General features: G+C 71.6%; 12 protein-coding genes. 9 read left to right on the top strand and 3 right to left on the bottom strand.

Annotation, left to right across the window (positions count from 1 at the left end; all coding sequences use genetic code 11):
• The first annotated feature begins 272 nt into the window (after window positions 1-272).
• The 5 genes from A949_RS0102135 (at window position 273) to A949_RS0102110 (ending at window position 5,728) form a co-directional block, all read left to right on the top strand.
• Complete coding sequence (locus A949_RS0102135) at window positions 273-860, top strand: CGNR zinc finger domain-containing protein (RefSeq protein WP_019354360.1); 588 nt, start codon at window positions 273-275, stop codon at window positions 858-860.
• 759 nt (window positions 861-1,619) lie between these two features.
• On the top strand, window positions 1,620-2,567 hold the full coding sequence (locus A949_RS0102125; RefSeq protein WP_019354358.1) for an NADP-dependent oxidoreductase: 948 nt from the start codon (window positions 1,620-1,622) through the stop codon (window positions 2,565-2,567).
• Between the two features lie 611 nt (window positions 2,568-3,178).
• Entirely contained in the window at window positions 3,179-3,343 is a 165-nt protein-coding gene (locus A949_RS38395; RefSeq protein ID WP_019354357.1) for a hypothetical protein, read from the top strand.
• A gap of 362 nt (window positions 3,344-3,705) precedes the next feature.
• Window positions 3,706-4,551, top strand: a complete 846-nt coding sequence (locus A949_RS0102115) for an RNA polymerase sigma factor SigF (protein WP_019354356.1) — start codon at window positions 3,706-3,708, stop codon at window positions 4,549-4,551.
• A gap of 199 nt (window positions 4,552-4,750) precedes the next feature.
• Window positions 4,751-5,728: an RNA polymerase sigma factor SigF gene (locus A949_RS0102110; protein ID WP_019354355.1), complete on the top strand. Its 978-nt coding sequence runs from the start codon at window positions 4,751-4,753 to the stop codon at window positions 5,726-5,728.
• 801 nt (window positions 5,729-6,529) lie between these two features.
• On the opposite strand, the gene A949_RS32165 is transcribed toward A949_RS0102110, so the two are convergent.
• The gene (locus tag A949_RS32165; RefSeq protein WP_019354354.1) at window positions 6,530-6,751 is read right to left on the bottom strand and encodes a hypothetical protein; all 222 of its coding nucleotides are present in this window, start codon (window positions 6,749-6,751) and stop codon (window positions 6,530-6,532) included.
• 315 nt (window positions 6,752-7,066) lie between these two features.
• Here A949_RS32165 and A949_RS0102100 point away from each other — a divergent pair, with 315 nt between their 5' ends.
• The 3 genes from A949_RS0102100 to A949_RS0102090 all read left to right on the top strand — a co-directional run bounded on the left by A949_RS0102100 (window position 7,067) and on the right by A949_RS0102090 (window position 11,550).
• Entirely contained in the window at window positions 7,067-7,546 is a 480-nt protein-coding gene (locus tag A949_RS0102100; protein ID WP_019354353.1) for a MarR family winged helix-turn-helix transcriptional regulator, read from the top strand.
• Window positions 7,547-7,557: 11 nt separating this feature from the next.
• Window positions 7,558-10,278 carry an MFS transporter gene (locus A949_RS0102095; protein ID WP_019354352.1) on the top strand — a complete coding sequence of 907 codons (2,721 nt, stop codon included), beginning with the start codon at window positions 7,558-7,560 and terminating at the stop codon, window positions 10,276-10,278.
• Window positions 10,279-10,710: 432 nt separating this feature from the next.
• A complete protein-coding gene (locus A949_RS0102090; protein ID WP_026004263.1) occupies window positions 10,711-11,550 on the top strand; it encodes a YceI family protein in 840 nt (279 codons plus the stop codon).
• A 66-nt stretch (window positions 11,551-11,616) separates the two neighbouring features.
• On the opposite strand, the gene A949_RS0102085 is transcribed toward A949_RS0102090, so the two are convergent.
• Together A949_RS0102085 and A949_RS39475 are read right to left on the bottom strand one after the other, a co-directional pair.
• Complete coding sequence (locus tag A949_RS0102085) at window positions 11,617-12,438, bottom strand: TetR/AcrR family transcriptional regulator (RefSeq protein WP_019354350.1); 822 nt, start codon at window positions 12,436-12,438, stop codon at window positions 11,617-11,619.
• Window positions 12,439-12,532: 94 nt separating this feature from the next.
• On the bottom strand, window positions 12,533-13,150 hold the full coding sequence (locus tag A949_RS39475) for a winged helix-turn-helix domain-containing protein (RefSeq protein WP_106428714.1): 618 nt from the start codon (window positions 13,148-13,150) through the stop codon (window positions 12,533-12,535).
• 140 nt (window positions 13,151-13,290) lie between these two features.
• Between A949_RS39475 and A949_RS0102075 the strand changes: the two genes are divergently transcribed.
• Window positions 13,291-14,074, top strand: a 784-nt coding sequence (locus A949_RS0102075) for a hypothetical protein (RefSeq protein ID WP_019354348.1), incomplete at its 3' end; no start/stop codon positions are given.

Raw genomic sequence — 14,074 nt, 5'->3', positions numbered from 1 at the left:
TCGTCATGTGGCGTCATGTGTGGTCATGTGTCGTCACGCGTCGGAGCCGACGAGCCCCGAAGAGGCCGCCGAGCCGCAGCGATCGCGGCAAGGCGCCTGCATACAGCGGCCCGGAGGCCCGATCGGGCCACCCAGGGCGACCTAACCACCTAACCGTTTTCACCAGTTAGCAGGGGTCGGAGTCTGGCACAGCGGTGCACACTTCCGCTACCGGTAAAACCGTTAGCCGGTTAGCCAGGGGTAGGGTGGGGCTGCCCCGGGAGGAGGTGGCCATGCGCGACGCCCCGGCTTCGGCCCTGCTGATCGAAGCCTTCGCCAACACCGTCGACGTGGAGCTCGGCACCGACGAGCTGGCGTCGGCGGACGGACTCGCCGGCTGGCTCGCCGAGCGCGGGCTGCTGGCCCGCACGCACCAGGTCGGCGCCCCGGACCACGGCCTCTGCCTGCGTCTGCGCGCCGGCATCCGGGAGGAACTGGGAGTCAACGTCGGGGACGACGCCGACCCCGCACTCCGCGCCGGAGCCGAGGAAGCACTGCGCGAACTCCCCGTCCTGGTCGCCGTCGGACACGGCCCGGTCCACGGCTCGGACCGCGGCCCGCTGTCCCCCGCGCCGGACCTCCCGCCGCCCCGCAGAGCCCTGGCCGAGCTCGCGATCGCCTGGTGCGAGCTGCGCCTCACAGGGGAGGCCGCACGGCTCAAGCGCTGCTCCGAGCACACCTGTGCCTGGGTCTTCTGGGACGCCTCCAAGAACCGCAGCCGCCGCTGGTGCTCGATGCGCGTCTGCGGAAACCGGGCCAAGGCCCGGCGGCACAGCGCGAAGCAGACCGAGGCCGCGGGGTCGACCGTCCCCGGCGCCTGAGCCCACACCCTCCGGAACCCGCCGAGGCCGCCGAGGCCGCCGAAGGGAGGCGGATGGAGCCGGAGGGAGCCGGAGGGAGCAATTCACGCATTGCCGGGATTGCCATTCGGCAATTCGCCGGAACAATAATGGCGTTTTTCTTCGGGATGTGCTTGCGCGTTGCTGTATCGTCATCCCAACCTCCCTTTGAGAGGGGGTGAGGAGAAATGGCCGGTGCGGGCTGGAAGTCTGAACCGGCGAGGACGACATTGCAGCGTTTCGCTGATCTCGCACGAGCGATCGCCGGCCTCTTCCAGGCGGTGTACTACGCCGTCCGGACAGAGCAACTGTGGTAGTTCCCCTACGAGATGATGGGCCCACCCCCGGCACGGGATGAGCCCATCGGAGGTCCTCGTCCGCGGCCCCGCTCTTCGTTCCGACAAAGGTGCGGGGTCCGCATCCTGCGGACCGTCAGCAATGACGCTGCTGGCTGCAGACTAGCATTGTTCCCGCCGATTTTCCGGCACGGATTCGGTTCCGTCTCGCGCGGAATACCGCTGCCCGGAGAGAACGCGTCCTTTCCCGGACCCCCGCACACCCCGCGACGGCGCGCAGCGCCGGACGCTGCTGCCCGCCGCCGAACGGCAGCAGCCCACCGCCTCGCGCCCGCTCCCCCACCCCGTCCCGCGCCGGAGTCGCCGGTGCTCTGCGGGGGGCTGCGTGCTGTCGTACGTTGAGAGAGGTCCGCTGGTCCCAGGGGGGAGCAGGGAGGCGCGGTGGATGCGTGCTGTCGGTGTACGGGAGCGGAACGGGCGGCCCGAGATCCTGCAGGCGAGGCGGCCCGAGCCCGGCGAGGGCGAAGTGCTGGTCCGGGTCGTCGCGGCGGGCCTGAACCCGCTGGACTGGAAGATCGCCGAGGGCATGCTGGAGAGCCTGGTCCCCTATGACTTCCCGCTCGTCATGGGGGCGGACTTCGCCGGGACCGTGGAGAGCTGCGGCCCCGAGGCGTACCGCTTCACCCCGGGTGAGCAGGTCTTCGGCCACGTGGTGAGCGAGCCGGTGGGGGGCGGCACGTACGCGGAGTACGTGGTCGTCAACGAAGCGGGCAGCATCGCGCGCGCCCCCACCAGCATCCCGCTGACCACCGCGGCGGGCGCCCCCACCGCGGGGATGACGGCACTCGGCATCATGGATTCCGCGGCGCTGCACTCGTACGCGAGCGTGCTGATCATCGGAGCCGCGGGCGGCGTCGGCACCTTCCTCACCCAGCTCGCGTCGGCTCGCGGACTGCGCGTGGTGGCCGCGACCCACGGCCACGACCAGGCCCGGATGGGCGCCTTCGGCGCGGCGTCGGCCATCGACGTCCGTACGACGGACCTGGCCGCGGCCGTCCGGGAGGAGTACCCCGGCGGCGTGGACGCGCTGGTCGACCTGGGGTCGACGGCTGCCGCGGAGTTCGCCCGGAACACGGCGCTGGTCCGGGACGGCGGCGTGGCCGTCTCCACCCTGGACGCGGCATCGCTGGACGCCCTCCACGGGCGCCGCATCGAAGGCATCAACTACCACCTCGCGGCCTCCGCCGAGCTGCTGGAACGGCTCGGCGAGGAGATCGACAGCGGGCCGCTGACCGTGCCGATCGAGGTCGAGGTACCGCTCGACGAGGCGCCGGGGGCCGTGGCACGCAACCGCGCGGGAGGCGCGCGGGGAAAGACCGTCCTCCTCACCTGAGCCCGCCTGCGCCACTCCCCGGCCCGCGCCGCCGTCCACCCACCCGCACGGCCGTCCACCCGCGCCGCCTGTGGTCGTCCGGCTCGCGTCCGGGGTCCGCCGGCTCCCCCTTCCCCTGCCCGTTCCCGAGACCGGAAGGAGCCGGAGGGCCGGAGGGAGGAGGAGCCGGCGGAGAACGCCTGCCTGCCCTGATCTGCTCCCCAGGGGCCCTTAGACCCTTGAGGCCCCTGATGCACCCGGCCAGCTGTGAGCCGACGGAAGCCCGCCGCTGCCCTCCCCTGCGTCTGCTGCGGGCCCCGCACCTCCCGCACGGCCTCCGACGCCCTCCCGCGGCCCCGCACGCCCTCGCACAGCCCCGCGAGGCCAGCGACGGAGCAGCAGAGCGGCGAGGAGCGAACAGAAGCCCCGAGAGGCCACGAGGAGACACGAGAGGCGGCGGGGGGGGAAGGCGGGAGGGAGCCGGACCGGGAGCAGGGGGGCGGGAGAGCCCGAAAGCTCCTGCGCCTGCTGGCGGCTCACTGTTCCCGCTACACTCGCACCGCCACATCGGTGGACAGGGTGTCGATGATCGAACACCCGGGGGTCGGAACGCCCGGGGGAGGGACAGCGCGATGGCGCAGACGAAGAAGATCGCGGGCTATGTGCTTGTCGTCTTCGTGCTGTACACGATCATCACGTCCCCCGAACGCTCGGCCGACTTGGTCCAGATAGGTTTCGAAGGCATCTCCAGTGCCGCGCAGGGCGTCGGCCGGTTCATGACCTCTCTGGTCAACTGAGCCCACGCTCCGTCCGTCGCCCTCCGCGGCTCGCGAACGCCTCCGGGGCCCCGTCCCGCCCCGTCATGTCCCGCGCGCCCTGCCGATTCCCGCCGCCGCGCATGGACCGCCACCGCGGCCTGCGTACTCCTCGGCGATGCGACCGGCGTGCGCCCCGGCGCAACTGGTAGGCAACACGGAGTCATTTGGTGCTTGCACACGGTGCACATGTCTTGTGATGCTATGACCGCTTTTTGGCTGATGAATCGCGCCCGCACCGACACCGCGGGTGACACGGCAGGGGCACGCCGAGCGAGGGCAGCATGCGACGCGGTCCACGTGATCGACCAGGACAGATCTGCACCGTTAGGGGTGGTGGCTGAGTGGACGGGACCCGTACCCCCACCCAGACTCCCTCCGGCGACGCCGAAGCGCCCCCCACCCCCGCCGAGGCGCAGCGGGAAAGAGCCGCGCGGACCCGGGCACTGACGCAGTCCCTCTTCGAGCAGCTCGGCCGGCACGAGCACGGCACGGCGGAGCGCGAGCGGATCCGCGCCGCCCTCATCGAGGCCAATCTGCCGCTGGTGCGGTATGTCGCAGCGCGGTTCCGCAGCAGGAACGAGCCGATGGAGGACGTGGTCCAGGTCGGCACCATCGGCCTGATCAACGCCATCGACCGGTTCGACGCGGGCCGCGGGGTGCAGTTTCCGACCTTCGCGATGCCGACGATCGTCGGGGAGATCCGGCGCTACTTCCGGGACAACGTGCGCACGGTGCACGTGCCGCGCCGGCTGCACGAGATGTGGGTCCAGGTCAGCGGCGCCACCGAGGATCTGACGACGCTGCACGGCCGGTCTCCGACCACGGCCGAGATCGCCGAGCGGCTGAAGATCAGCGAGGAGGAGGTGCTGGCCTGCATCGAGGCCGGACGGGCCTACCGGGCCACCTCGCTGGAGGCCGCACAGGAGCGCGAGGACGGGATGCCGGGACTGCTGGACCGGCTCGGCTACGAGGACCCCGAGCTGGACGGGGTCGAACACCGGGACCTCGTACGCCATCTGCTCGTACAACTGCCCGAGCGGGAGCAGCGGATCCTGCTGCTGCGGTACTACCGGAATCTGACGCAGTCCCAGATCAGCGCCGAGCTCGGGGTCTCCCAGATGCACGTGTCGCGGCTGCTCTCGCGCAGCTTCGCGCGGCTGCGCGCCGCGAACCGGATCGACGCGTAACCGGATCGAGCGACGTCAACTTCTGTCCCATCGCTCTCAACTGTGCAGTTTTATCGACATGAGGCTACGTCGCGTTGCCTACTTGTGACATTCTGCAAGAGCTGCGTTTGCCGCAGTGGCGTGCCCGGTATGGAGGGGGAGGTGCTTCTCTCCGAGCCGAGGGCGCCGCAGCGACCGTCCGCGACCTCAAGGGGGTGGCATGTCCGTAGAACTGGGCAGCTCCAAGGTGCTCGCCGAGAACACGTCCCCGACCCCGGGGGCACCTCCCGGGCCCGCCGAGCCCGGCAGTGTGCCACCGATGCTCGACGAAGTGGCGCCGGACGACCTCGCGGCGGAGGCGCCGGCGGAGCTCGCCGGAGCCGCCACGGCGTTGCCGGGCAGCGACACGCTCGACACCCGCACTCTGTCCCGCTCCCTCTTCCTGCGCCTCGCCACGCTGGACAAGGCGGCGGCCGACTCCCCGGGCACGGCCAACACCGCGGAGCGGATGTATGTACGTGACACCCTCATCGAGCTGAACCTGCCGCTCGTCCGCTACGCCGCGGCCCGCTTCCGCAGCAGGAACGAGCCGATGGAGGACATCGTCCAGGTCGGCACCATCGGCCTGATCAAGGCGATCGACCGCTTCGACTGCGAACGCGGCGTGGAGTTCCCCACGTTCGCGATGCCGACGGTCGTCGGGGAGATCAAGCGCTTCTTCCGCGACACCTCGTGGTCCGTGCGGGTGCCCAGGCGCCTCCAGGAGCTGCGGCTGGCGCTGACGAAGGCGAGCGACGAGCTGTCCCAGACCCTGGACCGCTCCCCGACCGTGACCGAACTCGCGAGCTGCCTCGGCGTCTCCGAGGAGGACGTGGTCGACGGGCTGGCTGTCGGCAACGCCTACACCGCCTCCTCGCTGGACTCCCCGGCGCTGGAGGAGGACGGCGGCGAGGGCTCGCTCGCGGACCGGCTGGGCTACGAGGACAGCGCGCTGGAGGGCGTCGAGTACCGGGAGTCCCTCAAGCCGCTGCTGGCCAAGCTCCCGCCGCGGGAACGCCAGATCATCATGCTGCGCTTCTTCGCGAACATGACGCAGTCGCAGATCGGCGAGGAGGTCGGCATCTCCCAGATGCATGTCTCCCGGCTGCTGACGCGCACGCTCGCACAGTTGCGCGAAGGGCTGATCGCGGAGGACTGACCGGAACGGGGGCGGAGTGGCACGGGGGACACCGGCAGGGACATCGACCGGGACACCTGCGAAGACACCGACGAACACATCGACGGACACCTCGACCGTGACCCCGGCAGCAGGACCGCGACGCACTTCTCGCGGCACACCTGCGGGGATGCCGGGGAGGCGAGTCGCCGGGACGAGGAGAGGGGCGCCAAGAGGGACCGGGACGACGAGGAGCACCGCGGAAGGGACACCTGGAACCGCAGCCAGAGGCCGCACTTCTGACGCGGCGTCAGTACCATCGGCGCCCTGCGGACCCAGGGGAGCACGACACGAAGCCGTCGAGGCAGCCGGATAGCCGCCTCGGCGGCTCTCGTCTGCCTCGGGCGCGTGCCGCTGGGCATGCACTTCGAGACCCGCGAGGTCCGGCTCGCCGGCCGGCAGTAGCGGGATCCGGGCTCGGACCCGGCAAACCGAGCCTGCCGGGACCGGAGCCCGCCGGGACCGCCGGTACCGTCGGGGCATCAGGTCCGGACCGTCGGAGACCCCTCCGGCCCCCCGGCGAAGGCGTCAGGCCGTCAGAAGGCCGCACAGCACCAGTACTTCGCAGAGCGCGCCGGAAGGTGCCGAGGCGTCAGGCGTCACACCGTCGGCACCTCACAGGGCGTCAGTCGCCGTCACGCCGTCGGGGCGTTCGCCCCCGTCAGGGCCTCTTCGCCGGCAGGGCGTCTTCGCCGTGCGGGCGCTGCGCTGTCAGTCCGTCAGTCCGTCAGTCCGCCAGTCCGCCAGTCCGCCAGTCCGCCAGGGACAGGCGAGGTCGGTCCGTCAGGAGAAGGCAAGCCAGGCGACACCGGCGAGTACGACGAGCGCGACGACGACGCCGACGATCAGGCCGGTCCGGGGACCCGCGGGGGCCGGTGCGGCCGCCTGCCTGTTGCCGGGCCGGGGGCTGCCCTCGTCGACGAAGGCGCGGAACATCTGTGTGCTGCCGGCCGGGTCGTGTCCCTGTCCATCGGGACCCTGCGGCGCCTGCGGGTTGTGAGCCATGCCCCAGGACCCTAGCGAACCCTCCCCCGGATGGCACAGTCGCACCGGGGCGGACACTGTGCACTCGCTCACACCCGACCCGTCGGTGGCGGCCCCGCCCCTCCCTCCGCCCCCTCCCATACTTCCTGTGCGGGGTCGACCGCGCTCCGTACCGGAGGGTCGCCGCCTACAGCAGCTCGGCCGGTGCCCCGCGGATGCACACCGGGAGCACACACACTCTTTGCCAAGCGTTTGCCTGGGTTGTCCGAAATCAATTTGCCTACAGCAACCAACCATCCTTATGGTTGCCTTAAGCAACAAGTATCTGGGGTGCAGATGGCCGAACGCAGTCAGTACGAGGAGCTGGCCCGGCAGATCAGCGCCATCGGCGCCGTCAAACGAGAGATGGCGCGCAGCCTCCCCCCGGAGTGCCCACCCGCCTCGGCGGCCGTCCTGGCACTCCTGGACAAGCACGGGGAGATGCGCACCAGCGGACTGGCCGAGCTGATGGCGATCGACATGTCGGTCACCAGCAGACACGTCACCCACGTCGCCGACCGCGGCTGGATCGAGCGCCGCCCCGATCCGCAGGACGGCAGGTCCCGACTGCTGCGGATCAGCGAGAGCGGTGAGCGGTTCCTCGCGGACCTCACCGCGCATCTCGTCGAGACGTTCGCCTCCCACCTGCAGGACTGGAGCGACGAGGACGTCGCCCGGCTCAACACCCTGCTCAGCCGGCTCCGTACCAGCTTCGGGGACTGCCGCGCCCGCGGCGGGACGCCCCATGAGACAACACCGACCGCACCACTGAGTTAGAAGGACGCCGAATGGCAACAACCCGATCCCAGCCGCCGGCTGGGGGGTCCCGCGATGCCGCGCCGGGAGCCGGCGGTGGGGCCCGGCACGCGGCGCACGCCGCGTCGTCCGGCCGCATCCAGACCGCCGGAGCCGAGTCGCTCACGGCGGCGGGCACCACCGCGACGGCAGCCGAGCGCACGGCACCGATGACGCACCGGCAGATCATGGAGGCGCTCTCCGGGCTGCTGCTCGGCATGTTCGTCGCCATCCTGTCGTCGACGATCGTCTCCACGGCACTGCCCAGGATCATCTCTGATCTGAACGGCAGCCAGAGCTCCTACACCTGGGTCGTGACCGCGTCGCTGCTGGCGATGACCGCCTCGACCCCGCTCTGGGGCAAGCTCGCCGACCTCACCAGCAAGAAGCTGCTGGTGCAGATAGCCCTGATCGTCTTCGTACTGGCCTCGGCCGGAGCCGGCCTGTCGCAGAACCCGGGGACGCTGATCTCCTTCCGGGTCGCCCAGGGCATCGGCATGGGCGGGCTCTCGGCTCTCGCCCAGATCATCATGGCCGCGATGATCTCCCCCCGGGAGCGCGGCCGCTACAGCGGCTACCTCGGCGCCACCTTCGCGATCGCCACCGTCGGCGGCCCGCTGCTCGGCGGCGTGATCACCGACACGAGCTGGCTCGGCTGGCGCTGGTGCTTCTACGTCGGCGTCCCGTTCGCCGTCATCGCGCTGATCGTCCTCCAGAAGACCCTGCACCTGCCCGTCGTCAAGCGGCCGGGCGTCAAGGTGGACTGGGCGGGCGCGTTCTTCATCGCCGCCGCCGCCTGCACCCTGCTGCTGTGGGTCACCTTCGCCGGGGACAAGTACGACTGGCTGTCCTGGCAGACCTACGCGATGGTCGGCGGATCGATCGTGCTGGGCCTGATCTTCGTACTCGTCGAGTCGAAGGCCAAGGAGCCCATCATCCCGCTGCGGCTGTTCCGCAACAGCACCATCACGCTGGCCGCGGTCGCCTCGCTCTTCGTCGGCATCGCGATGTTCGGCGCGACCGTCTTCCTCAGCCAGTACTTCCAGCTCGCCCGGGGCAAGTCCCCCACGATGGCCGGCGTCATGACCATCCCGATGATCGGCGGACTGTTCGTCTCCACCACCATCTCCGGGCAGATCATCACCCGGACGGGCAAGTGGAAGAAGTTCCTGGTCTCCGGCGGCGTGCTGATGGCGGCGGGCATGGGCCTGCTGGGCACGCTGCGGTACGACACCGAGTACTGGCACATGGCGATCTTCATGGCGCTGCTCGGCCTCGGCGTCGGCATGATGATGCAGAACCTGGTGCTCGCCACCCAGAACCAGGTGGCGGCGAACGACCTCGGGGCCGCCAGCTCCACGGTCAACTTCTTCCGTTCCCTGGGCGGCGCGGTCGGCGTCTCGGCGCTCGGCGCCGTGCTCTCCAACCGGATCACCCACTACATCGAGGACGGCTTCGCCAAGCTCGGCATCAACCCGGGCGGCGCCACCGGCGGTGGCGGCAGCGCCCTGCCGGACCTGGACGAACTGCCCCCGCCGGTCCGTACCGTCGTCGAGAGCGCCTACGGGCACGGCATCGGTGACATCTACCTGTACGCCGCGCCGGTCGCACTGCTGGCGCTGGTGTGCGTGCTGTTCATCCGGGAGGTCCCGCTGCGGACCACGTCCGCGAACCAGGCGAGCGCCGACGAGGACGCCGCCGCGGCGGCGGAACACCCCGCCGACGCGGTCGCGGACCCCACCCGGGCGGTCGAGGCCCCCGTTCCGGCCGCGGCGGTGGCCGGGACGGCCCGCGGAGACGCACCGTCCGACTCCGCCGTGCCGCAGGACTCAGCGGCGACCGCCCCCACCTGGGCACCCGCGGGCACCGCATCGGGGGGCGACACCCAGCAGCTCAGGGAGTACGCGGCCATGGCCACAGCACAACCCCCGGCACCGATGCCGACCAGCGGCTACGGCGTCTACGGCACCGTCCGCAACGCGGAGGGCATCGGCGTCGCCCGTGCGGCCGTCACCCTGATCTCGCTCAGCGGGCGGCAGCTCGGCCGCTCCGTCGCCCACGCGGACGGCTCCTACGGGCTGGACGCGCCCGGAGCCGGCTCCTACGTGCTGATCGCGGCCGCCGACGGCCACCAGCCGCAGGCCTCCACGGTCGTGGTCGGCGAGGAACCCCTCAGCCACGACCTGCTGCTCTCGGGCACCAGCGGCCTCTCGGGCCAGGTCCGCGGCCGGGCCGACGGCGCCCCCGTGCAGGGCGCGATGGTCGTCGTCACGGATGTCCGCGGCGAGGTGCTCGCCACGGGCGTCACCGGCGAGACGGGCGAGTACCGGTTCGACGAACTGGTCACCGGCAGCTTCACGGTCGCCGTGAACGCACCCGGCCACCGGCCCACCGCGCTCCCGGTCGAGGTGCAGGGCCAGGGCACCACCCGGCTGGACGTCGACCTGGCCGCGGGCGCCCGGGTGACCGGCACCGTCCGCGCCGGGAGCACGCGCAGGCCGCTGGCCGACGCGCGGGTCACGCTCGTCGACGCGGCCGGCAACGTCATCGCCACGTCCACCACCGGTGAGGACGGCGCCTACGCCTTCTCCGACCTGGACGCGGGCGACTACTCGGTCATTGCCGGCGGCTACCCGCCCCAGGCGAACGCCCTGCATCTGACCGGGCCCGGAGTGGACGCATACGACATCGAGTTGCACCACCCGGACGAATGACCCCCCGGTCCTGGCGGCGCGTGGGACGAGCGGAGCACGCGCCGCCGGGTCCGGTTCGGGGAAGGGCCCCGGCGGCCCGGATCAGCGCACTGCGCGAGCGCGGGCAAGGGACGGCCCGCCGCCGGGACGCCGGGGCCCGTCATCCACGAAGCTGTTGCGGCTGCGCGACTGCGCGGCCACAGGCCATGAGGCCATGAGGCCATGAGGCCATGAGGCCATCAGACCACGGTCCGTCGTCGCCCGAGGGGCCGTGGTGAACGACACCGGGGAACCGGCGTGTACGTCGCCGGGGCCCGCCGTCGCAGGTGAGAGAGAGCTGGGAGAAAGATGACAGGCGGGGCAGACGGAGCGGACCCGGGTGCGGCCGACGGCGTCACCGGCAACGGGGCCGACGGCGGAACCGGAGCCCGGGCCGGGACCGATTCCGCAGCGGTGGCCGGGACCGGGGCCGCGAGTGGCGGGGTACGGGCCCGGGTGCGCACCCGGGACGGATGGGCGGTGCAGCACGCGGTGCTCACCGTCACCGACATGACGGGGGCCCAGGTGCTGCGCGTCGAGGCCGACGAACACGGCGTCGTACGCAGCGGGCAGCCGCTGCCGCAGGGCGCCTACACGGTCATCGCCACAGCCGTGGGCTACGCGCCCGCCGCCTCCACGGCGATGGTCACCGCCTCCGGGCGCGCGGACCTGGGGGCACTGGTACTGGCCAGGCAGGGCGGCGTCGAGCTGCCGCCACCGGGGCCGTGGACCATCGACCCGATGCACTCCACCGTGGCCGCGAGCGCCCAACACCTGGGGATGACCAGCGTGCACGGCCGCTTCACCGAGTTCGGCGGCCGCATCGAGATCGCCCAGGACACGGAGAAGTCGTCCGTGGAAGCCGTCATCAAGGCGGAGTCCATCAACACCGGCAACGCCATGCGCGACCAGCACCTGCGCTCGGGCGACTTCCTCGACGTCGAGAACCACCCGGACATCACCTACCGGAGCACCAGCATCGACACGGCCGGACCGGACCGGTGGACGGTGCACGGCCGTCTCGAGATGCACGGCGTCGTGCGCGAGGTGGACCTGGACCTCAGCTACCTGGGCAGCGGCCCCGACCCCTGGGGCGGCCTGCGCGCCGCCTTCCGCGCCACGGCCGAACTGCGGCGCTCGGACTTCGCGATGAACTACAACCAGGTCGTCGCCGCCGGGATCGCCGCTGTCGGAACCACCCTGAAGGTGGACCTGGACATCCAGGCGGTACAGGGGGAAACGCTGCCGTTCTGAGGCCGGTTGCCCGGTCGCGGGAGGCGCCGAGGGCGGTCCCCCGGCTCTCGGCGCCCGCTCTCCGGTTCAGCGGTCCTCGGGAGCCGGAGGCTGGGGCGGAATCACGGGTGTGGCCCGGTCCTGCGGGGCCGGGCCGCGCCCGTGCCGCGCCATGGCCTCGATACCCGCGATCACGCAGTCCAGCGCGACGCCGAAATCCCGCTGCTCCACCGGGCGTACAGCCTCTCCGCGTACGCCGGCGCCGCACTCCGCGTACTCGGGGCGCGCACCGACCGTCGAGCGCAGCGCGTCGACGCAGTCCTGCGAGCTGACGCCCGCCTCGCTGCACCGGCGCTGCCAACTGGCATCCACCGCGGCGTGCCCGTAGACGAACGAGAACAGCGCCGCCAGCGCCCCGTCGGCCTGCTGCTCGGACAGCCCGGAGCGCAGCAGCACGCGACGCACCCCCAGTTGGAAGGACATCGCGCTCGGCCCGACGTTCAGGAAGCTGCCCAGCGTCCCCGACGCCCACGGATGACGGTGCAGCAGCCCGCGCAGCGCGTAGGCCGACTGCCGCAACTGCTCCCGCCAGTCCGCCCCCGCAGCGTCCGCGTCCGGCACCTCCAGCTCCCCCTCCACGGCGTCCAGCGCCAGTTCGAGCAGGTCGTCCTTGCGGTCCACGTACCAGTACACGGACATCGCGGTCACACCCAGACGGGCCGCCAGGCGGCGCATGGAGAACTTCGCGAGCCCCTCGGTGTCCAGCAGCCGTACGGCAGCGGCCGTGATCTTCTCCCGGTCCAGCCCCTCGGTCTGGCCGCTCCCGGTGGCTCTGCGGCGGCTCTCCGTCCGCTCCTCCAGCCACACGCTGGTCCTGCGCATCCGGCTCGTGCGGCTGCCGTCGCTCATGGGACGCGCTCCTTGGGGCCGGCCCCAAGGGCCGGTCGGAAGACGGAACGGGGCGGCAACGGCCGAGAACAGCACGGACCGTCACCCCTCGATGTTAATCCGTATCCGACCCTTCATCCGTCTTCGGCGACCGGTACACCGGTATGACGGACTCGCCGGGTTTGAAGACATAGCCCGCCCCGCGCCGCGTGTGGATCAGCGGCTCCCCGCCCGTGTCGATCTTCCGTCGCACGTACGAGATGTAGATCTCGACCAGGTTGACCCGGCGGCTCACGTCGTAGTTCCACACCCGGTCGAGGATCTGCGCCTTGCTGAGCACTCTGCCCGGGTTGCGCATCAAGAAGCGCAGCAACTCGAACTCCGTCGCGGTCAGCCGGATCCACGCCCCACCACGCCGCGCCCTGCGGTTCTCCTCGTCCAGCGCCAGATCCCCGACGACGAGCATCCGCGGGGTGCCGGGCTCCCGCGGGGGTGCTTGGTCCCGCAGGGGTGCTTGGTCCCGCAGGGGTGCGTGCGTACGCGGGGCGGTTCGCTGCCGCGGGATGCCGGGCTCCCGCAGGACACGTCGCTCCCGCGGGGCACGCCCGGCCTCCGGTGGCGCCCCCTCGGAGCACCCGGCTCCCTCCGCCCGCGCCTGCTTCCTCGTCCCGGCCCGCTGCGGTGCCGGTGGCTGCACCGGCACCGGCACCGCACTCGCTCCACTCCGCATCATGGGTTCACCTTCGGGCGCGGGAGTGAGAGGGAGCTTGCCGCCGCATGTGAATTGCCTGAGAAACACTCGGGCCCGGCCCCTCAGCCGGCCGGCCGGGGAGGGCAGAAGTGAGTGTCGTACCACGGCCCTACATTCCTCCTATGAAGCCCGAGATCCTGGAGAAACTGGACCGGTTCCGGCAGGAGGCGTTCGCGCGCGATGTGCCACCCGCCGACGTGGAGCGGTGGCTTGCGACCGCGCGTCCGTGCGCGACGCTGTCACCGCACGTGGACGGCCCGGTCGTGGGCCGCTTCGGCGGTCCGCTGACGCTTCCCGTCGGCGCCCCCGGTCCGGAGCACCTGGACGAGTTGCACCTCATCGCGTCCCTGGATCTCGCCGCGCTCCCCACGGACGCGACGCGCCTCCCGCTGCCGCACGAGGGCCGGCTCCTGCTGTGCGCCCATCCCGATGCGCTGGACACACACGGCACGGCGATACACCTCCCCGCCGACACACCCGTGGAGGAACGTCACGTGGAACGCGACCACAGCGCGAGCGACGTGTTCGCCGAACTGGACGCGCAGTTGCTCCGCACGGGAGAGCTGCGGCTGCGTCACGACATCTCCCTGCCGGACCACGACTCGCTCGTCGATCCCGCCGAACATCCACACGCCGGGGCCCTTCGCGAGGCATGGCGTCAGGTGCGGGGCGCGGATCTGCACCTCACCAAGTGGTCGCAGATACAGCTCGACGGGTACGCCACGGACGAGTACGGCGAACTGGACCCCGTCCAGGCCGCAGCCCGTGCCGCGGCAGCGGACCACCCAGCGCACGTCGACGTCGCGCGGCCGGAGGACTGGGTGCTCCTGGCCCAGTGGCACCCGGACATCGACGGCTGGGAGAGCGCGGTGGTCCACTGGTCCGTCGCCAGGCAGGACGTGGCGG

The organism is Streptomyces sp. AA1529 (assembly GCF_000280905.1).
Classification (GTDB): domain Bacteria; phylum Actinomycetota; class Actinomycetes; order Streptomycetales; family Streptomycetaceae; genus Streptomyces.
Note: the sequence above shows the minus strand (reverse complement) of the source record. Positions and strands in the feature narration are given on the sequence as shown.